This window comes from Colwellia sp. BRX10-3, assembly GCF_014077505.1.
Lineage (GTDB): Bacteria > Pseudomonadota > Gammaproteobacteria > Enterobacterales > Alteromonadaceae > Cognaticolwellia.
The window spans coordinates 614,546-638,981 of the sequence record NZ_JACGWA010000001.1; the positions used below are offsets into that span (position 1 = coordinate 614,546).

At 39.3% G+C, this 24,436-nt stretch carries 21 protein-coding genes; 8 read left to right on the top strand and 13 right to left on the bottom strand.

What is annotated here, in order from left to right:
- Positions 1-65 precede the first annotated feature (65 nt).
- The 7 genes from H4J38_RS02645 to yacG all read left to right on the top strand — a co-directional run bounded on the left by H4J38_RS02645 (position 66) and on the right by yacG (position 6,685).
- On the top strand, positions 66-506 hold the full coding sequence (locus tag H4J38_RS02645; protein ID WP_310733432.1) for a prepilin-type N-terminal cleavage/methylation domain-containing protein: 441 nt from the start codon (positions 66-68) through the stop codon (positions 504-506).
- Positions 507-642: 136 nt separating this feature from the next.
- On the top strand, positions 643-2,352 hold the full coding sequence (gene pilB, locus H4J38_RS02650) for a type IV-A pilus assembly ATPase PilB (RefSeq protein WP_182129182.1): 1,710 nt from the start codon (positions 643-645) through the stop codon (positions 2,350-2,352).
- Positions 2,353-2,524: 172 nt separating this feature from the next.
- Complete coding sequence (locus H4J38_RS02655) at positions 2,525-3,781, top strand: type II secretion system F family protein (protein WP_182129184.1); 1,257 nt, start codon at positions 2,525-2,527, stop codon at positions 3,779-3,781.
- A gap of 130 nt (positions 3,782-3,911) precedes the next feature.
- A complete protein-coding gene (locus H4J38_RS02660) occupies positions 3,912-4,793 on the top strand; it encodes a prepilin peptidase (RefSeq protein WP_404842581.1) in 882 nt (293 codons plus the stop codon).
- Positions 4,794-4,850: 57 nt separating this feature from the next.
- The gene (gene coaE / locus H4J38_RS02665) at positions 4,851-5,465 is read left to right on the top strand and encodes a dephospho-CoA kinase (RefSeq protein ID WP_182129186.1); all 615 of its coding nucleotides are present in this window, start codon (positions 4,851-4,853) and stop codon (positions 5,463-5,465) included.
- Positions 5,466-5,582: 117 nt separating this feature from the next.
- Complete coding sequence (gene zapD, locus H4J38_RS02670; RefSeq protein WP_182129188.1) at positions 5,583-6,329, top strand: cell division protein ZapD; 747 nt, start codon at positions 5,583-5,585, stop codon at positions 6,327-6,329.
- A gap of 119 nt (positions 6,330-6,448) precedes the next feature.
- Positions 6,449-6,685 (top strand): DNA gyrase inhibitor YacG, encoded by a 237-nt coding sequence (gene yacG, locus H4J38_RS02675; RefSeq protein WP_182129190.1) that lies wholly within the window; start codon positions 6,449-6,451, stop codon positions 6,683-6,685.
- A 99-nt stretch (positions 6,686-6,784) separates the two neighbouring features.
- On the opposite strand, the gene mutT is transcribed toward yacG, so the two are convergent.
- The 3 genes from mutT to H4J38_RS02690 form a co-directional block, all read right to left on the bottom strand.
- Positions 6,785-7,186 carry an 8-oxo-dGTP diphosphatase MutT gene (gene mutT / locus H4J38_RS02680; protein ID WP_182129192.1) on the bottom strand — a complete coding sequence of 134 codons (402 nt, stop codon included), beginning with the start codon at positions 7,184-7,186 and terminating at the stop codon, positions 6,785-6,787.
- Between the two features lie 203 nt (positions 7,187-7,389).
- The gene (gene secA / locus H4J38_RS02685) at positions 7,390-10,068 is read right to left on the bottom strand and encodes a preprotein translocase subunit SecA (RefSeq protein ID WP_182129194.1); all 2,679 of its coding nucleotides are present in this window, start codon (positions 10,066-10,068) and stop codon (positions 7,390-7,392) included.
- A 126-nt stretch (positions 10,069-10,194) separates the two neighbouring features.
- Positions 10,195-11,046 carry a M23 family metallopeptidase gene (locus H4J38_RS02690; RefSeq protein ID WP_259365364.1) on the bottom strand — a complete coding sequence of 284 codons (852 nt, stop codon included), beginning with the start codon at positions 11,044-11,046 and terminating at the stop codon, positions 10,195-10,197.
- A gap of 77 nt (positions 11,047-11,123) precedes the next feature.
- Between H4J38_RS02690 and H4J38_RS02695 the strand changes: the two genes are divergently transcribed.
- Positions 11,124-11,588: a DUF721 domain-containing protein gene (locus tag H4J38_RS02695; RefSeq protein WP_182129198.1), complete on the top strand. Its 465-nt coding sequence runs from the start codon at positions 11,124-11,126 to the stop codon at positions 11,586-11,588.
- Positions 11,589-11,644: 56 nt separating this feature from the next.
- Here the strand turns inward: H4J38_RS02695 and H4J38_RS02700 are convergent, their stop codons facing one another.
- From H4J38_RS02700 to murD, 10 genes are all read right to left on the bottom strand, one after another.
- Positions 11,645-13,333, bottom strand: a complete 1,689-nt coding sequence (locus H4J38_RS02700) for a methyl-accepting chemotaxis protein (RefSeq protein ID WP_182129200.1) — start codon at positions 13,331-13,333, stop codon at positions 11,645-11,647.
- A gap of 620 nt (positions 13,334-13,953) precedes the next feature.
- Positions 13,954-14,871: a UDP-3-O-acyl-N-acetylglucosamine deacetylase gene (gene lpxC, locus H4J38_RS02705; protein WP_182129202.1), complete on the bottom strand. Its 918-nt coding sequence runs from the start codon at positions 14,869-14,871 to the stop codon at positions 13,954-13,956.
- A 136-nt stretch (positions 14,872-15,007) separates the two neighbouring features.
- On the bottom strand, positions 15,008-16,171 hold the full coding sequence (ftsZ, locus tag H4J38_RS02710) for a cell division protein FtsZ (protein WP_182130100.1): 1,164 nt from the start codon (positions 16,169-16,171) through the stop codon (positions 15,008-15,010).
- A gap of 78 nt (positions 16,172-16,249) precedes the next feature.
- Positions 16,250-17,485: a cell division protein FtsA gene (ftsA, locus tag H4J38_RS02715; protein WP_182129203.1), complete on the bottom strand. Its 1,236-nt coding sequence runs from the start codon at positions 17,483-17,485 to the stop codon at positions 16,250-16,252.
- A 5-nt stretch (positions 17,486-17,490) separates the two neighbouring features.
- The gene (locus H4J38_RS02720) at positions 17,491-18,270 is read right to left on the bottom strand and encodes a cell division protein FtsQ/DivIB (protein WP_182129205.1); all 780 of its coding nucleotides are present in this window, start codon (positions 18,268-18,270) and stop codon (positions 17,491-17,493) included.
- A gap of 3 nt (positions 18,271-18,273) precedes the next feature.
- Positions 18,274-19,209: a D-alanine--D-alanine ligase gene (locus tag H4J38_RS02725; protein WP_182129207.1), complete on the bottom strand. Its 936-nt coding sequence runs from the start codon at positions 19,207-19,209 to the stop codon at positions 18,274-18,276.
- Positions 19,206-20,666 carry a UDP-N-acetylmuramate--L-alanine ligase gene (gene murC, locus H4J38_RS02730; protein ID WP_182130102.1) on the bottom strand — a complete coding sequence of 487 codons (1,461 nt, stop codon included), beginning with the start codon at positions 20,664-20,666 and terminating at the stop codon, positions 19,206-19,208. Before murC ends, H4J38_RS02725 begins: the two co-directional genes overlap by 4 nt.
- A gap of 8 nt (positions 20,667-20,674) precedes the next feature.
- The gene (gene murG / locus H4J38_RS02735) at positions 20,675-21,781 is read right to left on the bottom strand and encodes an undecaprenyldiphospho-muramoylpentapeptide beta-N-acetylglucosaminyltransferase (RefSeq protein ID WP_182129209.1); all 1,107 of its coding nucleotides are present in this window, start codon (positions 21,779-21,781) and stop codon (positions 20,675-20,677) included.
- A complete protein-coding gene (ftsW, locus tag H4J38_RS02740; RefSeq protein ID WP_182129211.1) occupies positions 21,774-23,036 on the bottom strand; it encodes a cell division protein FtsW in 1,263 nt (420 codons plus the stop codon). The genes murG and ftsW overlap by 8 nt, the downstream gene beginning before the upstream one ends.
- Positions 23,036-24,430 carry a UDP-N-acetylmuramoyl-L-alanine--D-glutamate ligase gene (murD, locus tag H4J38_RS02745; RefSeq protein ID WP_310733433.1) on the bottom strand — a complete coding sequence of 465 codons (1,395 nt, stop codon included), beginning with the start codon at positions 24,428-24,430 and terminating at the stop codon, positions 23,036-23,038. The genes ftsW and murD overlap by 1 nt, the downstream gene beginning before the upstream one ends.
- Between the last annotated feature and the right edge of the window lie 6 nt (positions 24,431-24,436).

Sequence of the window (24,436 nt, forward strand, 5' to 3'; positions counted from 1 at the left end):
TACATTTGGTAAATTTTATCGCAATATCAATTCAGCCCCCGTAATAATGAATGGAATTTATAACGATGAAAAAACTAAATACAATGAAAAAAGCTCAAGGTTTCACCCTAATTGAATTGATGATTGTTGTTGCGATTATCGGTATTTTAGCCGCGGTAGCATTACCTGCTTACCAAACATACACAGCAAAAGCGGCTTATACTGAAGTATCTCAATCAGCAACAGGTGTTAAATCAGCCGTTGAAGTTTGTGCACAAATTAGTTCTGCATTAGCTACCTGTAATACTACCGACAATAAAGAAATTGCAGCTTTAGCGTTAGGCGCAACTGGTGCGGCGAGTGTAAACACATTAACAGTAACGGGTGCAGGTATTATTACTGTAACACCTAATGCTGTTAACGGTATTAAGGTTGCCGATACTTATTTATTGACTCCAACTATGGCCGCTGGTCAAGTAACATGGGCTCAAACCGGTGGCTGTGCAACTTCAGGCTTCTGTAAGTAACACTTAGAATCTTAATAAAAAGCTCCTTTAGGAGCTTTTTTTATACCTAAAAATTAATAAGAATTGTTTTTTGTTTTTCCTAACTAAAATAGTTACACTGTAACTTGCAGTTATTAATAGTTTTATTAAGAGATCTATGAAAGGACTTCATCAACAATCAAGCCTACTTTCCGCCTTATCTAAGCATAATATTGTGCCTGGTGATCTAGCGGAAAAAATTAGTGCAGATTTTATTCAACAAAATAAACCTTTTATACGATACTTAGTTGAAGATAAAAGCATTAATGCCGATGACATAGCCAGCACGCTGTGTCGAAGTTTTGGCTGCCCGTTAATCGACTTAGATAATTTTGATAGCAGCTTGGTGCCTGAAGGTGTTCGTAACGAAAAATTAATTCGTAAACACAATGCCCTGCCGTTATATTTGCGTGGTAAAATTTTATTTGTTGCCATGTCAGACCCTACTAATCTTGATGCCCTGGAAGAAATTCAATTTAACACGGGTTTTTCTACTGAGTTGGTTATTGCCAGTGAAACAGCGTTAAGCAACTGTATTGAGAAAATATTAGAACAAGACAGCGATGCTCTTGATATCTCAGATATGGACGCGGAAGAATTATCTGGCATAGATGTTCAAGATGAACGCCAAGAAGAAGACAATATCGGTGGTAATGGCGATAAAGATGATGCACCCATCGTTGTTTATATTAATAAAATATTACTCGACGCCATTCGTAAAGGTGCGTCTGATTTACATTTCGAACCCTATGAAAAGTCTTACCGTATTCGCTTTCGTATTGACGGCATTTTAAACGAAGTTGCCAAACCTCCTGTATCCCTTGCATCTCGAATGGCCGCACGCTTAAAAGTCATGTCGAAGTTAGATATTGCTGAGCGCCGAGTACCACAAGATGGCCGTATAAAACTAGCATTATCTAAAAAGAAGTCGATTGATTTTCGTGTTAGTACCCTGCCAACGATGTGGGGTGAAAAAATTGTAATGCGTATTCTTGACTCGTCAAGTGCCATGTTAGGTATTGACATGCTGGGCTATGCGCCAGCACAAAAGAAAATTTACATGGACGCGCTAGCACAACCACAAGGTATGATATTAGTGACCGGGCCAACCGGCTCAGGTAAAACCGTATCACTTTATACCGGTTTAAATATTTTAAATACCGAAGAACGTAATATTTCAACCGCGGAAGATCCGGTTGAAATTAACTTAGATGGTATTAACCAAGTACAAATAAATGTTCGTTCTGGTTTAACCTTCCCCAGTGCATTGCGCTCATTCTTACGTCAAGATCCCGATATAGTTATGGTCGGTGAGATACGAGATTTAGAAACAGCAGAAATTGCTATTAAAGCCGCACAAACCGGTCATTTAGTGTTATCTACATTACATACTAACTCTGCTGCAGAAACCTTAACCCGTTTACTTAATATGGGTGTACCTTCTTACAACGTTGCCAGTTCAGTCTCCATTATTATCGCACAACGACTAGCTAGACGTTTGTGCATGCAATGTAAAGAGGAAGAACATATTCCTGAGAGTGAGTTGTTAGCTCAAGGTTTTTTACCTGAGCAACTATCCGAAATAAAATTATTTAAACCCGTTGGTTGCGATCTTTGCACTGGCGGCTATAAAGGTCGTGTCGGTGTTTATGAAGTAATAAAAATTAGCGATATTACCGCCAATTTAATTATGACAGGTTCGAACTCTTTAGATATTGCGGCTCAATGCCAGCGTGAAGGTTACAACAATTTACGACAGTCTGGATTAGAAAAAGCGGCATTAGGGGTAACTAGTTTAGAAGAAATTAATCGAGTTACTAACGCTTAACCCTTTTATCTATGCGCTTGATCACTCCTTCTTTAGCATGATTAGGCTTAGTTTGATAAAAATTGCCAAGTGTAAACAATAGATATAAGCTAACTGTAATAAAAAATAATGTATTTTATTCCTAAAGTTAAGACTAACTTCTTTCTAGACACTACAAAATTAGGTTAAGTGAATGGCAGTTTCTTCTACGATAAAAACAAAAGATAGAAAAAGTAAAGTTAAAGCGCTTGATGTCTATAAATGGCAAGGGCTAAACCGAAAAGGTAAGAAAATTAGTGGCGAACTCAATGCCACCAGCATTTTGGAGCTTAAAGCCCAACTGCGCAAGCAAGGTATAACCCCAGGTAAAATCAATAAAAAAGCTAAGCCTTTATTTGGTATGAGCGGTGAAAAGAAAATTTTACCGGTTGATATCGCCGTTATTACCCGACAAATTGCTACCATGCTAGCCGCTGGCGTACCTTTAGTACAAACTATTGAAATGATCGGTTCTGGCCATAACAATGGCAATGTACAAAAACTATTAGGGACTATCAGTAACAAATTACAATCGGGTATCCCGCTTTCTGAATGTTTACGTGAACACCCACTGTATTTTGATGATTTATATTGTGACCTAGTTAATTCAGGCGAACAGTCAGGTTCACTGGAAACTATATACGAACGCATCGCTACCTATAAAGAAAAAGCTGAAGCGTTAAAAGCTAAAATTAAAAAAGCGATGACTTATCCTATCTCTGTATTAGTTATTGCCTTTGTTGTAACCGCCATTTTATTAATTTTTGTTGTACCAGTTTTCCAAGAAATATTTGCTAGTTTTGGTGCAGAATTGCCTGCATTCACCCAATTGGTTATTGCCATATCAGAATTTATGCAAGCTTATTGGTTTTTTGGCCTTGGAGCTATCTTCCTTACTGGTTACCTTTATAAAAAAGCGCATTTAAACAGCCAGAGCTTTCGTGATAGTGTCGATAAAAAAATATTAAAACTGCCTGTTGTTGGTGATGTACTAAAAAAAGCAGCGGTTGCCCGTTATGCCAGAACACTTTCAACAACGTTTGCTGCTGGTGTACCTTTACCCGACGCTTTAGAGTCTGCTGCAGGCGCTTCTGGTAATGCAGTTTTTCGTGATGCTATTTTAGAGATCCGCGCTGAAGTAACTTCGGGTATGCAAATGAATTTAGCTATGCGTAATTGTGCTATTTTTCCTGATATGGTTATTCAAATGGTCGCCATTGGTGAAGAGTCGGGTGCCGTCGACGATATGCTAGCAAAAGTAGCCACAGTTTATGAACAAGAGGTAGATAATGCTGTTGATAACTTAACAACCCTGCTAGAGCCTATGATTATGGCAGTGCTTGGTGTGGTTATTGGCGGTTTAATTATTGCTATGTACCTACCAATATTTCAAATTGGTATGGTGGTGTAAAAAACCTAACAATAGACGCTAGCTTTAAACAATAAATTAAAACGATGCGTGTCATCGTTTTTTTATCGTTTAAACTTATCCTATTAGCATTTAACTTATTTAATGTTTCATATATTTCGAGGCTATTCTTTTGACTGACTTTATTACCCTTATGACAAATTCTACGGCTTTTTTCTACGGTATTGTCTTTGTTTTTTCTTTGCTCATTGGTAGCTTTTTAAATGTGGTTATTTACCGCTTACCAAAAATGCTAGAACAAGGTTGGAAAAGTGAATGTCGAGAATTTTTAGCTGATGAGTTAGCTAAGCCGATAAAATCTGACGATAGTTCTATTACGCTTTCAACGCCAAGTTCTAGCTGCCCTAAATGCCAACATAAAATTCGTTTCTACGAAAACATTCCCGTGTTCAGTTGGTTATTTTTACGTGGAAAATGCAGCCAATGTCAGAATAAAATATCGCTTAGATATCCATTAGTAGAACTCTCAACGGCTATATTAAGTGTTGTTATCGCTGCAAATTACGGTGTTACCTTAACCACGCTGATGCTGTTAGTGTTAACTTGGGGCTTAATTTGTTTAACCTTAATTGATGTTGATCACATGTTATTGCCTGACCAAATAACTCTGCCATTATTATGGTTGGGTTTATTGGTCAACATTAATGGGGCAATTGTTCCGTTACACGACGCTGTTATAGGCGCAGTTGCCGGTTACATGAGCTTATTTAGCGTTTTTTGGCTATTTAAGTTAATTACTGGCAAAGACGGTATGGGACATGGTGACTTTAAGCTAGTAGCTCTATTTGGCGCATGGTTAGGCTGGCAATTACTGCCTTTGTTGATTTTAATGGCTTCAGCCGTTGGCGCGGTAATTGGTATTAGCTTGATGGTATTTAAGAATCATCAGCGAGAACAAGCTATTCCGTTTGGTCCATATTTAGCGCTAGCGGGTTGGATTACTTTGCTTTGGGGTAATGGCATTTGGTCTTGGTACCTAAGCACGCTAACTTAGGCTATTTTGTTATGTTTGGATTAGTTATTTACGAACCAGTTATGACTGAATTTAGTGATGTCTAGATATATAATCGGTTTAACCGGCGGAATAGGCAGCGGTAAAACTACGGTAAGCGATATGTTTGCCGAGTTAAGTATTGATATTATTGATGCTGATATTGCATCCCGTATTGTTGTAGAGCCTGGCAGTAAAGCACTGACTGCCATTAAAACTTATTTTGGGGCTGACTTTATTGAGAGTAATGGCCAGCTCAATAGAGCTAAACTACGCAGCCGTATTTTTAGTGAAGCTGATGATAAAGCTTGGTTAAATAGTTTATTACACCCTTTAATTCGACAAGAAATTCTCGCCCAGATAGCACAGGCAACAAGCAGCTATTGCATATTAGTCGCCCCGTTACTGCTGGAAAATAATTTGCAGAAATTAGTTAACCGCGTATTAGTGATTAATGTAGACGAAGCAAGCCAAGTTGCTCGCACGGTAGCGCGCGATCCAAGTTCAGCAGCAGAGATCAAGCGCATCATTGCTAGCCAAATGTCGAGCGAACAGCGGCTGAGCTTTGCTGATGACATTATCCACAACCAAGATGCTAGCCTAGATAATATTCGCCAACAGGTGATAAGTTTGGATCAAAAATACCATTCACTCGCGCTCAGTTTTGATAAATAGCCCTTTATAAATAAGCCCTTATAAACACGTGTTTTTACAAAACAATTCGCCATTTTGCCCTGCTATGGTTACTATAAAGGTATGGCTCGCTATTTCCTTCGACAAAGTTTCTAAAATATGACTGCAATATTGTATGAACATCCGCTTAATGAGCGTATACGTAACTATTTAAAACTCGAGCAACTATTTGCTCAAGCGACAGACTGTTTACACTATAATATTATCACCAGTCACAGTGTGTTTTTTAATGCTTTATTTGCCATTTTAGATACTTTAGAACGTAATGATATTCGTGGGGATTTGATTAAAGATTTAGAAAAGTTAGAGCAAAATTTAGTGATATGGTCGCAAAACCCAGATATTGATAACGCAGCCCTTGAAAACAACTTACAAAAGACAGTCGAACTTTCCAGTAAATTAAAAGTGCATAACGCCCAGTGGTTACAGTTAAAATCTGATAAATTTTTAACTGGCTTAAAGCAACGCTTTGTTATTCAAGGTGGTAGTTCACTTTTTGATCTTCCACAATTACAGTTTTGGTTAAACCAACCTAGCACTGAAGTTGAAGCACAATGCCGCCACTGGTTATCGCTACTTGAACAAATTAATGCCGCTTTATCGCTTAACTTGATGTTTCTTCGTCAACGAGCTGCATTCGAAGAAATAACCACCGAGAGCGGATTTTACCAAGATAATGGTGAAGGTTTAATATTAATCCGCATTAAAGTGGCTGATAATTTACCTTTTTACCCAACCATTAGCGGCAATCGTTTTCGCTACTCTATCCGTTTTATGATGCCATGTAATGAAGCTGGACGAAAATATTCCAAACAAGCGACAAAATTCCAGTTAGCACGATGCTAATAGTTTTCAGTATTAGATTAACTAGCTTAGCCTGCTCTATCGAAAGTTAAACAATATCTAGCTGCTTAGCTAAATATTTCTTATAATGTCTCTACAATTTTCCGCTAGTAATAATTTTTATGGCACTAAAAGTAGCTTGTCCCACTTGTAAAAAAGAAGTGATTTGGCAAGAAGAGAGTCAATACCGTCCATTTTGTAGTAAACGTTGTCAGTTAATAGATATTGGTGATTGGGCCGACGAAAATCATAAAATTAGTCAACCCGTACAAGGTGCAGTCGACTTAAATGAAGAAATGCTCGATGCTTTAGAAGCTGAGTTTTTACAGCATAATAAATTCTTTGTTGACCCTGAGTAATAACTACGTCTAAAATCACCTAAAGGTAATACTTTAGGTATTGTTGCAGCGAATAGTTTACAACATTTACTGGTAGTGACTTCTATTAAAAATTACTGATTATGATGACTGATAGTTTTGTTGCAGCTTTTCAATAATCGCTTTATTAGCTGCCGGAAAGTTTAACGCTTCAAATTCAGTTAAAGTAAACCAACCAGATTGCTGTCCTTCTAAAGCTTTTGCTTCACCAGTAAAGTTATCAACAACAAATACGTCTAGTAGTACCTTTTTATCGCCGTAATCATGGCTGATTTGCATTAGCGATGTGCAAGTTAGCGTATCTATGGCAACTTCTTCTTTTAACTCTCTATGAAGCGCTTGATGGACAGTTTCATTTTCTTCAACTTTGCCACCTGGAAACTCCCATTTTCCGCCTTGATGGCTATCCGCTAATCGCTTAGTCAGAAAAAACTTATCTTTGTGTTTGATCACCCCAACAGCGACATGCACTATTTTTTTCATAATTAACCTAACTACCTATCTAAAAGTGTATTCCCGCTGCAAATAACTGCTAGTCCATTGCGTTAATCGCCTACATAGACGCTGAGCGGCTCCGGCCTAAGCCCTATCTACAAAAAACTGATCATGCTTGGAAATACAGCATGTCTGAATATAAAAATGCCAGTCAATTGACTGGCATAACAAACAATTTACTCGCGAAATGTTTAGGTTAATTTACCGTGACACTGCTTGTATTTTTTACCTGAGCCACATGGACAGGGCTCATTTCGCCCAACACGTGGCATTGCCGCTTGTTCTGGTTCAGAAGCTGACTCATGCTTAAACTCTTTTGGCGCTTCATCAGCTTTTCTATGTTGCTCTTCAACCGCTTCAACATCAGACTCTGCTCTAATTTGAACTTTACTTAAAATACCAATAACGTCATATTTTAAGTTATCGAGCAATTCAGCAAACAATTCGAAAGACTCACGTTTAAATTCTTGTTTAGGATTTTTTTGCGCGTAACCACGTAAATGGATACCTTGACGCAAATGATCCATTGCCGCTAAGTGTTCTTTCCAATGCGAGTCTAAGCTTTGTAACATAACTGCTTTTTCAAATTGACGTAAAACCTCAGCACCCACCATTTCTTCTTTGGCAGCATAACTTGCATCTACTTCATCTAGAATTTTTTCACGTAAAGTTTCTTCATGTAAATTGCTATCTTCTTCCAGCCACTTCGAAATAGGAAGTTCAAGCGTAAGTTCGCCTTTAAAGCGCTCTTCTAAGCCAGTAACATCCCACATTTCTTCTAATGATTGTGGTGGAATATGTTGGGCGATCAAACCGTTTACTACGTCAGCACGGATTGCTTTAATAACGTCAGCAATATCTGCCTCATCCATTAATTCATTACGTTGTTCGTAAATGACTTTACGTTGATCGTTTGAAACATCGTCAAATTCAAGTAATTGCTTACGAATATCAAAGTTACGACCTTCAACTTTACGTTGTGCGTTTTCAATACTCTTAGTTACCCAAGGATGTTCTATGGCTTCGCCACGTTCCATGCCGAGTTTACGCATCATATTGGTAATACGTTCTGAAGCAAAAATTCGCATCAGACCATCTTCCATTGATAGATAAAAACGGGTTGAACCAGCATCACCTTGGCGACCCGAGCGGCCACGTAATTGGTTATCTATTCGACGAGATTCATGACGCTCTGTTGCAACAATATGCAAACCACCAGCAGCTAAGACTTTGTCGTGCTCTTCTTGCCAAGCGGCTTTAACTTCTGCAATTTTTTCTTCGCTTGGGTTATCAAGCTTTTCAAGTGTTGTGCCTAAGTTACCACCTAGTACAATATCGGTACCACGACCCGCCATATTAGTGGCAATGGTTACCGCAGCTATTTTACCGGCATCAGCAACAATTTCGGCTTCTTGCTGGTGAAACTTAGCATTAAGTACTTTATGTTTGATTTTTTCTTTCTTTAAAAATGAAGATAAAAATTCAGAGGTTTCAATGCTGATTGTACCCACCAATACTGGCTGTCCTCGCTCAACACAATCTTTAATATCTTCTAAAATCGCTTCAAATTTTTCTTCAGCCGTTAAGTAGATTAAATCAGGTAAATCTTTACGCACCATTGGCTGGTTTGTTGGAATTACTACGGTTTCTAAACCATAAATATGATTAAACTCGAATGCTTCTGTATCGGCAGTACCTGTCATTCCTGACAGTTTATTATAGATGCGGAAAAAGTTTTGGAAGGTAATTGACGCAAGTGTCTGGTTTTCATTTTGAATATCTACACCTTCTTTTGCTTCAACAGCTTGATGTAAACCTTCTGACCAACGACGCCCTTCCATCGTACGACCTGTATGTTCGTCAACGATTACTATTTCGCCGTCTTTTACAATGTAGTCAACGTCTTTTTGGAATAGCTTATGTGCACGCAACGCAGCCATAACATGATGTAATAAGGTTATATTTGCTGCTGAGTATAGTGAATCTCCCTGCTGCATTAAGCCCTTTTCGATCATAATTTCTTCGATATGAACTTGACCCAGCTCGGTTAGATAAATTTGTTTGGCTTTTTCGTCAATGGTGAAGTCGCCTGTGCTTTCTTCGCCTTCTTTATCTTCTTCTTCCTGTTGCACTAATGTTGGTACAACGAGGTTGATATTACGATAGAGTTCAGAGCTGTCTTCTGCTTGTCCAGAAATAATGAGTGGTGTACGCGCTTCATCGATCAGTATCGAGTCTACTTCATCTATCACAGCAAAGTTTAACGGTTTTTGAGCCCGTTCTTCTGGAGAAAAAGCCATGTTATCACGCAGGTAATCAAAACCAAACTCGTTGTTTGTACCGTAAGTAATATCAGAATTATAAGCAGCTTGCTTGTCATCTGGAGCCATCCCCGCAACATTACAACCTACGGTCATGCCTAGAAATTCAAATAATGGACGACACCAATCACCATCACGTTTAGCAAGGTAATCATTCACCGTGATAACATGCACACCTTTACCGGTTAGGGCATTTAAGTAGGCTGGTAAGGTAGCGGTAAGTGTTTTACCCTCACCGGTGCGCATTTCTGCTATTTTTCCAGAGTTAAGTACCATGCCACCGATCATTTGCACGTCAAAATGACGCATGCTAAATACACGTTTACTCGCTTCACGTACTACCGCAAAGGCTTCAGGAAGAATAGTATCAAGCTCTTCTCCTTGCTCAACGCGTTCTTTAAACTCAGGTGTTTTTGCTTTTAGTTCTTCATCACTGAGTGCTTCGAAAACGGGTTCTAGCGCATTAATTTTAGTTACTTCTTTCTGCATTTGTTTAAGTAATCGATCATTTCGACTACCAAACAGTTTCGTCATTAAATTTACAAACATCGTGTTAAACCATATTGAGAAGAATATCTTCAACTGAAAATAAAATGATCGGCAGAGCCGATCACATAAACTTACTTAGTATTGTAATCTCAGTTATATTTTAAACAACTGAAATTCGAGCAAAAATTATTGTTTTGCTTTTCGATAAACGAATTTTTTTGGATCTATTTGTCGGTTATTACGTAAAATTTCATAATGTACGTGTGGCCCTGTTGAGCGTCCTGTACTACCCATCTTCGCAATAACTTGACCTTTGTTAACAACATCGCCTACAGATACTTTAACTACTTTATTGTGGCCGTAGCGAGTTTTTAAGCCATCACCATGATTAATCTCAATTAATTTACCATAACCATAACGATCACCGGCCCAACTCACAACACCTGAAGCCGTAGCAATAATGTCAGCATTTTCACTGCCAGCAAAATCTACACCCTTGTGCATTGAAGGCTTACCGTTAAAAGGGTCTTTACGTATACCAAAATACGATGACAACCATCCCTTAGTAATTGGTCGACCAGATAAATACCGTGTATTCTCTATATGGTGTCCAAAACTGACAGATTCAAGCATTTTTAATTGTTTTTCTTCATGTCCTAGCGTTTCCCCTAAAGTAGTAATATTGTGTAGTAATTCATCTAAGCTTTCTTGCTTATTGTCGTTACTATCAATCATGGGTCCGCCACTTGGGGGAGATTGCTCAAAATTGAACTCATTATCTGGAATGCTAGCTTCTTCTGCTAAGCGATCACCTAAGGCATTTAACCTCAGTACTTGGCTTTGTAATTCCGCCAACTTCATGGTTACTGCCGTTACTTGGCTATTTACTTTAGGATCATCAATGTTGGGAAGGCTGGACATTGTGTATGTCGGATTTTGTGGCACATCATCTGCAGAAGCAATTAAATGAACAATAAAACCAGAAATCAAGGCAAAGGCAGCAAGTGCAGATAGCCAATGTAGCTTATTTAGCTTCATTGAAAATCTAACGTTCTTTCCACGGTATAGTAATGTTAAACTCATAATTCATTCATCGTTTAGTTCAGAGCTGACTCATGGCAAGAAAATCTAGAATCCCTATAGACATGTCAGCGCTGTTTAATTCAACGTCAGGCACTTTGGCACAAATAGCCGCAAAAACCAACTCTTTAACAGTATTGTCAGACATTGTACGACAAATTTGCCCCGACCTACCAGCAGATGTCTGGAAAATAGCAAATTTCAGGGCTAATGCTATTATTATTGAGGTAAACTCTGCCGTTTGGAGCCAACGTTTGCAATTCGAAAGAATGAATATTTGCCGAGAATTAACCCAAGTTACTGACAATGTGTTTAATCAGGTAGAAATTAAAATCACCCCTTTTCGCAATAAAGTGCCGGAAAAAACTGTTATACCTAACGCCATTAATTCGACAATTTCAGCAGCAACTGCCGCACAATTATTAAAAATAGCTGAAACCGCACCCGATAGTTTACGAAAAAAACTAGAGAAATTAGCCGCTCACGCTGAGAAAAAATAACCAGAGTAAAGGCGCCTCAACCAGCGCCTATTCTTTAAAGGTTAAAATTGGACCATTTATTCAATTTCAATTAAATTATCGAGTTTATTGGAAATAACACCCAATTTTTGCGTCTGTGTCACTGTCTCTTCAGCACCTGATAATACTTCACTACTAATTAAAGAAATATCTTCGATATTTTTAGCTAAAGAAGTAATGGTTAATGATTGTTGATCTGCGGCCTTGGTAATATACTCATTGAGTTCATTAATCGTGGTTATTTGCTTGGTTACTTGTTGCAAACTCTCGCTTGCCTGCAGCGCATTATCAACCGTATCTTTGGCTTTTCCTCTACTATTTTTCATCACTACATTTGCTTGTTGGCTGCCAGTTTGTAAGTCACCTACGAGTTGATTTATTTCCCGAGTAGCGGTTTGTGTGCGCTGCGCTAATGTTCGCACTTCATCTGCGACAACAGCAAAGCCTCGACCTTGCTCACCAGCGCGTGCGGCTTCAATAGCGGCATTTAAGGCCAATAAATTAGTTTGTTCAGCAATGCTATCAATCGTACTGATAATACTACCAATGCTTTCGCTGCGCTTTGATAAGTGGCCTACAACTTCATTGGCTTCTTGGATGTTGTCTGATAAAAAATGAATAGCTTGTAAGGTTTCTTGCATCTTCTCATAGCTATCAGTTATCCCCTGAGTAATCACTTGCGTGGTTGAGGTAGTATTGTTAGCACTAACAGCAACGTCGCTACTTACTTGCTCTAAATCTGCAATGGCATTAGAAATATCAGTTATATTTGCGCGCTGAGTAAAAATATTCTTTTGGGCTTTTTCGGCGATCACCAATGTCGTTTTTGCGTGTTCATCAACATCACTGGCTTGAGTTTTAATATCTGTTAACACGTTATAAAGCACACTTTGTAAGGTTTGAATGTTTGACGACAACAGTCCTATTTCATACTTAGCCTCTTGGTCTTGCCAAGCGACTAGCTTCCCTTGTTTCAACTTGTCTGCCATCGCTTGTGTGTGCTTTGTTAAGCTAGCTATGGGACGAGAAACATTGTGATATAGAAAGTAGTATACTATGGCAATAACAATCGCAAAAATAACAAAAACTAATCCACTCATTTTTAATGCCCAATCATGGGCTTGTATCATTTTAGATTTAATATTTGTCACGACAGCAAGGCCGCCTAACACTTTCTCTTCAGATATTGGAATACTATGACAACTTGCGCAGCCATCATGCATATTACTCATTAGTGGTATAGATATTTTATAATAGTCATCACTGAGTGTCGTGATTGCGCTTAACTTTCCTTGCGAAAATTGTTCGATCGCGCTTCTTTCAAAGGCAGTTTGAGTTGCTGTGACGGACTTACCAAATGAGGTTAAATTAAGGGCTTTTTCATCGGTAAATAACCTAACCCGTGGAATGTCTTCGCCAAAATCATGGGTAATGGCAGTATCGACTGCTTCAATGGTTTTTATCCAGTTGCTATGAATAATAGCTTTTTTATCGGCATCACTTTCACGGGTAAATTCATCATTAAATTTTACAGTTGAAACCATAAACATTAACACTGTGCGCTGAATTTGCTCATTACTTTGCTGCTCAATACTTTGCAAAGCATCAGCTTTAAAACCATTTAATAAAATAATTGCCAAGACAATACAAGCAATAACACCAACCATCGTCAGTCGCATTAATATATTAAAATTCAGAGTTGAAAAACCTAGCGAACGTTGTTCCATTGTCATAATCCTTTATGTAAGTGTTTTCAAGTCAAGTAATACTTCGCCCAATAAAGTCCAGTAATACCAATTCCATTAAATTAGTGCCTCTTGTGCTGGTTAACATACACCAAGCCTGCGTTGCTCAAATGGATGTGAGTACTTAGGTTTTGTCTGAAACTAAAAACCTGCACGCTCAATCCCAATAGCCAGATATTATTCAATTGATCGTCTTGATTTATTTGTTCCTTCTTATAACAAGATCACAAACTTAATGGAATTGGTATAATAATGTTGAAATGTTGAAATGTTGAAATGTTGAAATGTTGAAAATTAATGTTCTACCCTACTTTTTAATTCATATACTTGCAATCAATACGTAAATTACTTTAACTCTGGATAAGTAAGATTTGTTCAATACTGTCTTTTATCTCATGCCCAACGTTAAAACCATTGATAATGGCAGAAAATGAAACTTATACCAATCAGGTTAAGCTTGCTATAGCCTTTGTTTAATGTGCTAAATCGATTATTTCATTCTAAGTTGCAAGTACACCTTCTAGAGTACAGGCTAATTAATAGCCATAAAAAAACCAGTACATGACTGGTTTTAATTTTTCGGAATTATCAACTAAATCGTATTAAAAAGCTGCTGCGTTAATCTCTTGAAATTGAATAGGCGATTCAATCGTATCTTCATACGTCACCCACTCCCAGCAATCAACTTGTTTAAATACTTCACGTAACAACATGTTATTTAATGCATGGCCAGATTTAAAGGCATTGAATTCACCTAAAATACTGACACCACCCATATACAAGTCGCCAATAGCGTCAAGAATTTTATGTTTTACAAATTCATCATCATATCGTAAATCATCTTTGTTAAGCATACGATATTCATCTAACACGATGGCATTTTCTAAGCTGCCACCTAAGGCTAGATTATGAGAGCGTAAAAACTCAATGTCTTTCATAAAACCAAAGGTACGTGCACGGCTAATTTCTTTGATGAATGAGCAACTCGAAAGATCCATACTCATCGCTTGACAAGTATTAGAAATAACCGGATGTTCAAATTCAATAGCAAAATTAACTCGAAAGCCTTCAAATGGTTTCAATTCAGCCCATTTATCGCCTTCTTCAACACGAATAGCTTTAGTTATACGTAAAAAACGTTTAGCAACATTTGACGTTTCAATGCCAACTGATTGAATTAAATATACAAAGGGTAAAGCACTGCCATCCATGATTGGAATTTCAGGCGAGTCAACCTCAACAATAAGGTTATCAATGCCTAAACCTGCAACAGCAGAGAGCAAATGTTCGACGGTGGAAATCTGAACACCTTGCTCATTCACTAAACACGTACAAAGGGTAGTTTCACCAACAGCTTCCGGAGTCGCGGGGATATCGACAACGGGGTCTAAATCGACTCGGCGAAAAATAATACCGGTGTTAGCAGGCGCAGGACGGAGAGTGATCTGCACCTTTTCACCTTTATGTAGCCCTACACCAATGGCAGAGACACTGTCTTTTAACGTACGTTGTTTAATCATAAATAGCCTTCTTAAGCCTATATTTTGCATTAATTAGCCGCCACTGAATTAAGCGGAGACGTAATATATCAAAAAAGCCTAACAAAATCAATATTCCAACTTTTTAAGCATTATTATTTAACTTTATTAACAGATATTAATCTGCTTGTTTACGTAAAAATGCAGGGATATCTAAATAATCATCAAGCTCTGTTGCTGCCACTTTTTGCGCTTGAGCATTCGCTTCCGGCATAGTAACTGGGTTCGCTGAAAGCTCTGGCTGTGGACTAGGGATATAATCACCACCGACCACTTGTGGTTCTGCGATAGGCGTTGGGTTAACCAACGTAATATCTGGCTTACGATCTGCGCCAATACCTGTTGCAACAACCGTTACTCGTAATTCTTCAGTCATTTCAGGATCAATAACCGCACCAACAACAACCGTGGCATTTTCAGATGAAAAAGCTTTGACCATGTTACCTACCGTTTCAAACTCATCAATGCTGATATCCATACCGGCGGTAATGTTGACCAATATGCCACGAGCGCCTGCTAAATCTACATCTTCCAGTAAAGGACTTGAAATTGCAGCTTCTGCGGCTTCTTCTGCACGATCTGGACCTGATGCTGTACCTGAGCCCATCATTGCCGTACCCATTTCAGACATTACGGTTCTAACATCAGCGAAATCGACATTTATGAGTCCTGGACGAGTAATAAGTTCCGCAATACCTTGAACAGCACCTAATAAAACATTATTTGCTGCTTTAAAAGCATCTAGCAAACTGGTACCTGGCCCTAATACTTTTAATAGTTTTTCATTTGGAATAGTGATCAATGAATCGACATTTTTTGATAAAAATTCAATACCTTGATCAGCGTAATTCATCCGCTTTTTGCCTTCAAAAGGAAATGGCTTAGTGACTACAGCAACAGTTAAAATGCCCATTTCTTTTGCAATTTCAGCAACAACTGGTGCAGCACCTGTTCCTGTGCCTCCGCCCATACCTGCGGCGATAAACACCATATCTGCACCTTTAAGTGCTTCTTTGATAGTTTCTCTGTCTTCTTCTGCACTTCGACGACCAATTTCAGGGTTAGCGCCAGCGCCAAGACCTTTAGTTACATCGTGTCCTAACTGCAAGGTAACATTCGCAGCCGAATTACGAAGTGCTTGTGAATCGGTATTTGCGGTAATAAATTCAACACCTTCAATGGTTTGTAATACCATATGTTCTACCGCGTTTCCGCCTCCACCACCAACACCTATAACTTTGATGATTGCTTCTTCGTTGTGATCTTCCATTAATTCAAACATTTTATTATCTCCGATTTTTATTACGTTTTGTTCCACCAAAACTCTTTTACACCTTTAACTAACCGCTAATGCCGCTAATTAAAATTCGCCTTTAAACCAAGCCAGTATTTTTGAGCCGATACTACCAACTGACTCGCTTTTCTTTTGTTCATTGCTTTGTTGCTGACTTGCTTGCATGCCGTAATGCAATAAGCCGACAACCGTTGAGTATGTTGGGTCGTTAACATACTCTTTCAATCCACATACATCAGATGGTTGTGCTACGCGCGCTGGCATTTGAAAAACTTCTTCTGCAAACTCTACTACACCTTCCATTTTTGATGTACCGCCGGTTAAAACATAACCCGCAGCAATTTGATCTTCTAAACCACATTCGCGTAATTCTTCTTGTATCAATTCAAATAATTCTTGATACCTAGGCTCAACGACTTCAGCTAATGTATGACGTGACATAGAACGTGCCGGACGTCCACCAACACTCGGTACTTCAATGTTTTCTTCCATACTAACCATTTGGCGCAATGCACAAGCATATTGCACTTTAATATCTTCAGCATGACTTAACGGGGTGCGGAATATTTTCGCAATATCACTAGTGACTTGATTACCCGCTACTGGAATTACTGCGGTATGGCGTAAAGCGCCGCCGGTAAAAACTGCGATATCCATTGTCCCTGCACCCATATCAACAACACAAATACCTAGCTCTTTTTCATCATCAGTTAAAATGGCATAGCTAGAAGCAAGTGCTGAAAAAATCAATTGATCAGCTTTTAAGTCACAGCGCTCAACACATTTAACGATATTTTTTGCCATGTCATTTGCACAAGTGACGATATGAACTTTTGCTTCCATTCGCACGCCTGACATCCCAATTGGGCTTTTAATGCCGTCTTGACAGTCAATACTGTATTCTTGTGGTAACACATGTAACATGCGTCGCTCAGCTGAAATAGGCACTGAACGCGCAGTATGAATAACGTTATCAACATCATCCTGCATGACTTCTTTGTCATTAATGGGCACCATACCGTTCTCATTTTGACAACTAATATGCTTACCAGAAATACCAAGGTATACTGAGGTAATATGGCAATCGGCCATTAATTCCGCTTCATTAATAGCGCGCTGAATAGACTGAATTACCAGGTTTAAATCATTGACGCCACCTTTGTCCATGCCACGTGCCGGTTGATTACCAACACCAACGATACTGAGTTGGTTATCAGGCGTTATTTCACCAACAGCTACTGAAATTTTTGACGTTCCAATATCTAATCCAACCACTAAATTTCTTTCAGTTATTTTTGACATTAAGGTTAAACTCTTTCTTTATTATCCGCGGTTTTCCAACCAACGGCTAAACCGGTATCGTATCTCAGGTCAACGTAATCAACTTGTTGACCCTCCTTTTTATTCAATTTAATTTCTGGATAAATGTCCATAAAACGCTGTATACGCTCAACACGACTATCACGTCCTAAATTAATGGTAACTCCATCATTTAAGATAAACTGCCAAGCAAAACGCTCGGTCAGTACTAATTCATCAATGGCTAATTGGCTAAAATCCAATAGTTTGTTCAGGTTTCTAAAATTTTCTAAGGCTATTTGCTCGCTACCTTCTGGACCAAAAAATGCCGGTAATTTTACCGCTAAACGCTGTACGTCAGCCTGAAAGGCTTTGCCATTAGCGTTAATCAAAAAATCACCATTCCAATGGGCAATAGGTTTTTGATCAACAACATAAATTTTCAATTCATCTGGCCATTTTTTTCGTACTGAAACAGAATATACCCAAGGTAACTTTGCCACTTTTTTCTGTACATCATTTACATCTAAGTTGAAAAAATTACCTAAGTTCACTTGCTCTATTGCCGTTTCAATATCTAAACGTGTGGTGTAAGGCATTTCACCAGCGATCGAAATTGACGTAACAGGCGCTGACTCTTCAGAACTTAAACGTTTATTCAAAAAAATTCCGAACGATAATATAGCGACAATAACAGCAACGAAAAACGAAACGCCTAGCCAAAATGACCAGTGTAAACTTGCTACTTCTTCCTTTAAAGGAAGCTGTTTTTCTATTGCAGTTGCCATACGTTACGCACTACCTTTTGCGCTTATCGCGACAATTTCTGTTACTAATTCACTAAAACTTAAGCCGTGAACCTTAGCGGCCTTAGGTACTAATGAAGTTTCTGTCATACCAGGGACTGTATTAACTTCTAATATCTGCCATTGTCCTTGGGCGTTTCGCATAACATCTACACGACCCCAACCTTTTGCGCCTGTGGCATTAAATGCTTTTAAGGCAATAGATTGCAGTTCTGCTTCGTCTTCCACAGAAAGTGAACACGGACAGTGGTATTGTGTAGTGTTAGATTTATATTTAGCATCGTAATCATAAAAATCGTTCGGCGTTTCCATATGGATAACCGGTAACGGCGTTTGCCCTAAAATGGCTACAGTGTACTCTGGACCTTGCACCCAAGCTTCGACCAAAATTTGTTGGTCATAATTAAAAGCAGCAATAAGTGCTTGATGCAATTCTTCGGCATTATTGGCTTTAGACATGCCAATGCTTGAACCTTCATTAGCAGGCTTAACCATGACTACATTGCCTAGCTGTTGTAAAATTTTCGCCGCATCTACCGTCCGATAATGGGCTTTATCAACAATTTCAAAAGCAGCTGTTGGTAGATTTAATGCTTGAAAAACTTGTTTACTGCGAATTTTATCCATCGATAGCGCAGAACCTAATACGTCAGAACCGGTATAAGGAATATTCATATATTGCAGCGCGCCCTGCACACAACCGTCTTCACCACCACGGCCATGTAAAGCAATAAACACACGGTCAATATCAAGTTTTACCAAATCACTCAGACAATAATCTTGAGTATCAATAAGCTGAACATTAAAACCAGCGTCTTCTAAGCCTTTGGAAACCGCGATACCAGAATTAAGTGACACCGCTCTTTCTGCTGATGTACCACCATATAAAACAGCTAATTTTTGCTCAATTAAAGGCTTCATGATTTAACCACCGTTAACTTTTTATCTGTTGCTAAACTACGTGCAATGGCGCCAATATTTCCGGCACCTTGAGTAATAACCATATCGCCATCTTTTAATTGTGCAGCGATTAATTCGGCTAATTTATCGCTGTCACTGACATAAATTGGCTCTATTTGGCCACGTAGACGAATGCTACGCGCTAAACTTTTACTGTCGGCATTGGCAATTGGCGCTTCGCCTGCACCATAAACATCAAGTAAAAATAAGCAATCGACTTCTGATAATACTTCAACAAAATCCTCATAAAGATCACGCGTACGAGAATATCTATGTGGTTGAAATACCATGATCAATCTTTTTTCTGGCCAGCCATTACGCATTGCCGCTATTGTAGCTTTGACTTCTGTTGGATGATGACCGTAATCATCAATCAGCATCATTTTACCTTGCTCAGTGTGTAAAGTAGCTAATTTTTCAAAACGACGACCGATACCCGCAAAATTTTGTAAAGCTTGCTGAATAGCGCTTTCAGCGACACCCTCATCAATGGCAACTGCCACACCTGCTAGAGCATTTAGCACGTTGTGCTCGCCCGGCAAGTTAACGTTAATTGCTAATGGGGCGCTGTCTTTTCGTTCAACAACAAATGAGCTCATACCGGCAGATTGTTGATATTGCGTTGCTCGAACGTCGGCATCTTCGCAGAAGCCATAGGTAATAACTTGTCGACCGATGCGCGGTAATATTTCTCGCACTACCGGATTATCTAAACAAACAACGGCTAAGCCATAGAAAGGTAGATTGTGTAGAAACTCGATATAGGTATCTTTAAGTTTTTCAAAGTCACCTTCATAAGTTTCCATATGATCTTCATCGATATTAGTGATCACCGAAACCATAGGTTGAAGATGTAGGAATGACGCATCACTTTCATCAGCCTCTGCAATTAAATAACGGCTGCTACCTAAACGTGCATTCGTGCCGGCACTGTTAAGTAATCCGCCAATCACAAATGTCGGATCTAAATTTGCCTGAGCGAAAATACTGGCAATTAAACTGGTTGTGGTTGTTTTACCATGGGTGCCTGCAATGGCAATACCATGGCGAAAACGCATTAATTCGGCTAACATTTCAGCTCTTCGCACTACAGGTATGCGCTGTTGATGTGCAGCGACTAACTCAGGGTTTTCAGCATTAATCGCAGTTGAAACCACAATAACACTGGCGCCACTAACATTATCTTCGTGATGACCGATAGTAATTTTTGCACCTAAGGCTGTTAGTCGTTTAACCACTTGGTTTTCACCAATATCAGAGCCAGTAATTTGATAACCTTCATTTAGTAATACTTCAGCAATACCGCCCATACCTGCACCACCAATACCAACAAAGTGGATAGTTTTAACACGGCGCATTTCTGGTGCTCTGTTGTTGGCATGGTTTAATGCCGTATTGCTGTTTATTTCTGTGGTCATTACTTTACTCATGTTTTAGCCACCTCAATACATGCTGATGCAACAAGGTTAGTTGCTTCAGCATGGGCAGCATTGTGTGCAGCCTTCGACATCTGCTGCACAACTTTGTCAGATATGAACAGACTGTTCAGCATTTGCCCAAGTGTTGTACCGTTAAATTCTTTTTGCGCGATTAGTTTGGCCGCACCACAATTAACTAGATACATAGCATTCTTGGTTTGATGATCATCAACCGCATGCGGCAAGGGCACGAATATAGCCGGCTTTGCTGCCATTGCTAATTCAGACACGGTTAATGCACCCGCTCGACAAATTACCACGTCAGCCCATTTGTAGGCTGCGGCCATATCATCAATAAACTCTGTTACTTTGACCTTTTCTTCTGGCAGGCCGTAATTTTGATAACTTTTTAACACTGTTTGCTCGTTACCACCGCCGGTTTGATGCCAAACATCAATACTTTGTACTTTTATCTGGTTCATTGCTTGCGGCACAACATCATTAAGTATTTTCGCCCCCAAACTGCCACCAACGATTAATACTTTTTTACTTGTTGCCGGTTGTTCAGGCATCACATTTTTAATGGCGATAATATTGCTACGTAATGGATTCCCGACCACTTTTGAGGTGACTCTTTTGCTAAATGCACCAGGAAACGCGCTTAACGTTCTGGTTGCTATATAGGACAGAAAACGGTTACTCATGCCTGCAACAGCATTTTGCTCATGCAACACTAACGGAATACTCAGCAACCATGCCGCTACACCACCAGGAGCACTAGCATAACCGCCCATCCCCAAAACCACATCAGGCTTAACCTTGCGCATTATTTGAATAGACTGCAGTACAGATTGCATAATTTTGAATGGTGTTTTCAACCACGTTTGCCAGCTTTTGTTTCGTACACCGGCCATATTAATAAATGATATCGGATAGCCATTTTTCGGCACCAGTTCCGCTTCCATACGCTCAGCAGTACCAAGCCAATGAATGTTCCAACCTTGTTTCACTAATGCATCAGCAACCGCAATACCTGGAAATATATGCCCGCCGGTTCCGCCTGCCATTACTAGCAGCGTTGGGCGCTTTATTTCATGACTTGTTTGTTCAGTCATTGTCGCCCTCGATAAGTTTTGTTTTCTTCAATTTACTTGGTTTCTTCTTAGTGCCTTTATGAGTACCAGTCGTGCGACTAGTTGCTTGAATACTTTGTATTCTAATTTCGTGGTCAATACGGATTAAAATCACCACCGCCATAGTCATGATAATCATTGAACTACCACCATAGCTAATCAAAGGCATGGTTAAACCTTTGGTTGGTACTATGCCTGCACTTGCGCCGATATTAACCGCGGCTTGGAAACAAAACCAAATGCCAATAGCGTAGGCAAAAAAGCCCTCAAAATACTTTTCCTGATTAACCGCTTTTCTACCGAGCAATAGGGCTTTAAAAACTAAAGTCATGCTTAACAGCAATATAACGCTAATACCGATAAAGCCAAATTCCTCAGCTAGCACAGCCATTACAAAATCGGTATGTGCCTCTGGCAAATATTCTAATTTTTGTACGCTGTTACCTAAGCCTTGACCAAATGTTTCTCCGCGGCCATAAGCCATCAATGATTGTGTTAACTGATAGCCACTGCCAAATGGATCTTTCCATGGGTCAAGAAAGCCGGTTACTCGCGCCCAACGATAAGGAGAAAAATACGCTAACATTGACAATAAAGTGATACCAACCCCTGAAATAGCAATAAATTGCCACAACTTAGCACCCGCTAAAAACAACAAACCAAAGGTAGTAACAAACATGACGATAATGGTGCCTAAATCAGGCTGCATTAATAACAAACCGCTTAACACACCAAAAACAAGTAAAGGTTTGGCAAAGCCTTTAACGTTTTCCATCACTTCATCACGTCGCCTAACGAGGTAAGCCGATAAATAACAAAAGAAAAATAGTTTCGCTGGCTCTGCCGCTTGTATCGTTATCGGTCCAATGCCAATCCAACGAGTAGAACCATTAACATTTCGACCTACAATTAAAACTACAACAAGTAAAATAATACCGAGTAACAATAAGTTACTGCTGTATTGATGCCAACGATGCATCGAAATTTGCAAAGTAACGGCAGCAACGCCCAGACTTAACACGATATAAATCATATGACGGACAATAAAATGAAATGGATTAGCAAATAAGCGTTCAGCAATCGGCATTGAAGAGCTGGCCACCATAATCAATCCGATCATATACATGCTAAGTGCAAGCAATACATAACTACGATCAAAGGTAGCAACCGAACGTGACTCAACTTGCAACCATTGTGGCAAAGTCCACTGTGACAAATTAGCAAAGGAGACTGACATTAAACTCTCTCCTTATTGACTAACACTGACTTTATGAACACCACACCACGTTCAACATAGTTTGAAAACATGTCTAAACTGGCACAAGCCGGTGAAAGTAAAACCATATCGCCAACTCTCGCCTGTGTTCTGGCAAGTGATACTGCTGCTGATAATGAATCAACGTGCGAAGTTTTATCTGCTTGGCTTGCTAATCGCAACGAAGCAATAGCGCGCCCGTCTTTACCTAGCGTAATTAAATGCTCGACGTGTTTTGTTAATGCTTGGGTCAACGGCGAAAAATCGGCACCTTTACCATCACCGCCAGCAATTAAAATCAATTTATTGCCGTGCAAAGTTGGAGATAAACCTTCAATCGCGGCCAAGGTTGCACCGACATTGGTGGCTTTTGAATCGTTAATCCAACGAATGCCGTCGTTTGTTTCAATTACTTCACAGCGATGTGCTAAGCCTTTAAAAGTCGTCAAGCTTGCTAGCATCGCGGTTAAGTCCCAACCTGCGCACTTACCTAAAGCTAATACCGCTAAATAATTTAAGGCATTATGAACACCTTGCAATGGTAATTCAGCCAAGGTGCATAATGCTTTGTCGCCTAACATTAAATGGCTTTCGCCATCGAGTTCAGCAAGACCAAAGCTACCAATTTGTGCTGGCTCGCTGCCAAAACTTAACTGTTGACTGTTGATATAACATTCATTGGGTTTAGTGGCATTATCATTGCGGTTATAGAGTGCATATGTGCAATTTTTATAAATGCTTTGTTTAATAGCGCCATAATTTTCAATGGTTTTATGACGATCTAAATGATCATCACTCAAATTCAATACGGTTGCTGCAAGTGCCTTCATACTTTTTACGGTTTCAAGCTGAAAACTTGATAGCTCTAAAACAATAAAGTCTACTTTTTCTTGGTCAATTTGGTCTAATACAGGTAAACCAATATTACCGCCTAACTGCACGCGATACCCTAAGGCGTTACCGACATAATTTAACATTGAAACAACCGTCGATTTACCGTTCGAGCCAGTAACCGCTAGTATCGGCGTATCACTTAATCGGCAAAACAGTTCGATATCACCAATAACATCACAATTTTTGCTAATGGCAGCACTAATCGCAGGTGCTGTAATATCAATACCTGGACTCACAATTAAAACATCTGCTTGGGCGATCAGTGCGTTGTCCCATTGCCCTAACACTAAAGTGTTCTCAGCAAATTGATGTTTAAAATCACCCGGAGAAATAGGCATTGCTCGGCTATCATTTACCGCAAATTCAATTTGATGACGATGTAAAAAACGCGCGCACGACAATCCCGTGATCCCAATACCTAAGATCACGATTCGCTTATTTGCTAATTGCGTCGTTACCGACTGTTGCAATTGTTTATTCACGCGTTT

Coding starts and splice junctions, on each gene's coding strand:
- H4J38_RS02645 (WP_310733432.1), top strand. CDS start 66: ATGAAAAAACTAAATACAATGAAAAAAGCTCAAGGTTTCACCCTAATT.
- pilB (WP_182129182.1), top strand. CDS start 643: ATGAAAGGACTTCATCAACAATCAAGCCTACTTTCCGCCTTATCTAAG.
- H4J38_RS02655 (WP_182129184.1), top strand. CDS start 2,525: ATGGCAGTTTCTTCTACGATAAAAACAAAAGATAGAAAAAGTAAAGTT.
- coaE (WP_182129186.1), top strand. CDS start 4,851: ATGTCTAGATATATAATCGGTTTAACCGGCGGAATAGGCAGCGGTAAA.
- zapD (WP_182129188.1), top strand. CDS start 5,583: ATGACTGCAATATTGTATGAACATCCGCTTAATGAGCGTATACGTAAC.
- yacG (WP_182129190.1), top strand. CDS start 6,449: ATGGCACTAAAAGTAGCTTGTCCCACTTGTAAAAAAGAAGTGATTTGG.
- mutT (WP_182129192.1), bottom strand. CDS start 7,186: ATGAAAAAAATAGTGCATGTCGCTGTTGGGGTGATCAAACACAAAGAT.
- secA (WP_182129194.1), bottom strand. CDS start 10,068: ATGTTTGTAAATTTAATGACGAAACTGTTTGGTAGTCGAAATGATCGA.
- H4J38_RS02690 (WP_259365364.1), bottom strand. CDS start 11,046: ATGAAGCTAAATAAGCTACATTGGCTATCTGCACTTGCTGCCTTTGCC.
- H4J38_RS02695 (WP_182129198.1), top strand. CDS start 11,124: ATGGCAAGAAAATCTAGAATCCCTATAGACATGTCAGCGCTGTTTAAT.
- H4J38_RS02700 (WP_182129200.1), bottom strand. CDS start 13,333: ATGGAACAACGTTCGCTAGGTTTTTCAACTCTGAATTTTAATATATTA.
- lpxC (WP_182129202.1), bottom strand. CDS start 14,871: ATGATTAAACAACGTACGTTAAAAGACAGTGTCTCTGCCATTGGTGTA.
- ftsZ (WP_182130100.1), bottom strand. CDS start 16,171: ATGTTTGAATTAATGGAAGATCACAACGAAGAAGCAATCATCAAAGTT.
- ftsA (WP_182129203.1), bottom strand. CDS start 17,485: ATGTCAAAAATAACTGAAAGAAATTTAGTGGTTGGATTAGATATTGGA.
- H4J38_RS02720 (WP_182129205.1), bottom strand. CDS start 18,270: ATGGCAACTGCAATAGAAAAACAGCTTCCTTTAAAGGAAGAAGTAGCA.
- H4J38_RS02725 (WP_182129207.1), bottom strand. CDS start 19,209: ATGAAGCCTTTAATTGAGCAAAAATTAGCTGTTTTATATGGTGGTACA.
- murC (WP_182130102.1), bottom strand. CDS start 20,666: ATGACCACAGAAATAAACAGCAATACGGCATTAAACCATGCCAACAAC.
- murG (WP_182129209.1), bottom strand. CDS start 21,781: ATGACTGAACAAACAAGTCATGAAATAAAGCGCCCAACGCTGCTAGTA.
- ftsW (WP_182129211.1), bottom strand. CDS start 23,036: ATGTCAGTCTCCTTTGCTAATTTGTCACAGTGGACTTTGCCACAATGG.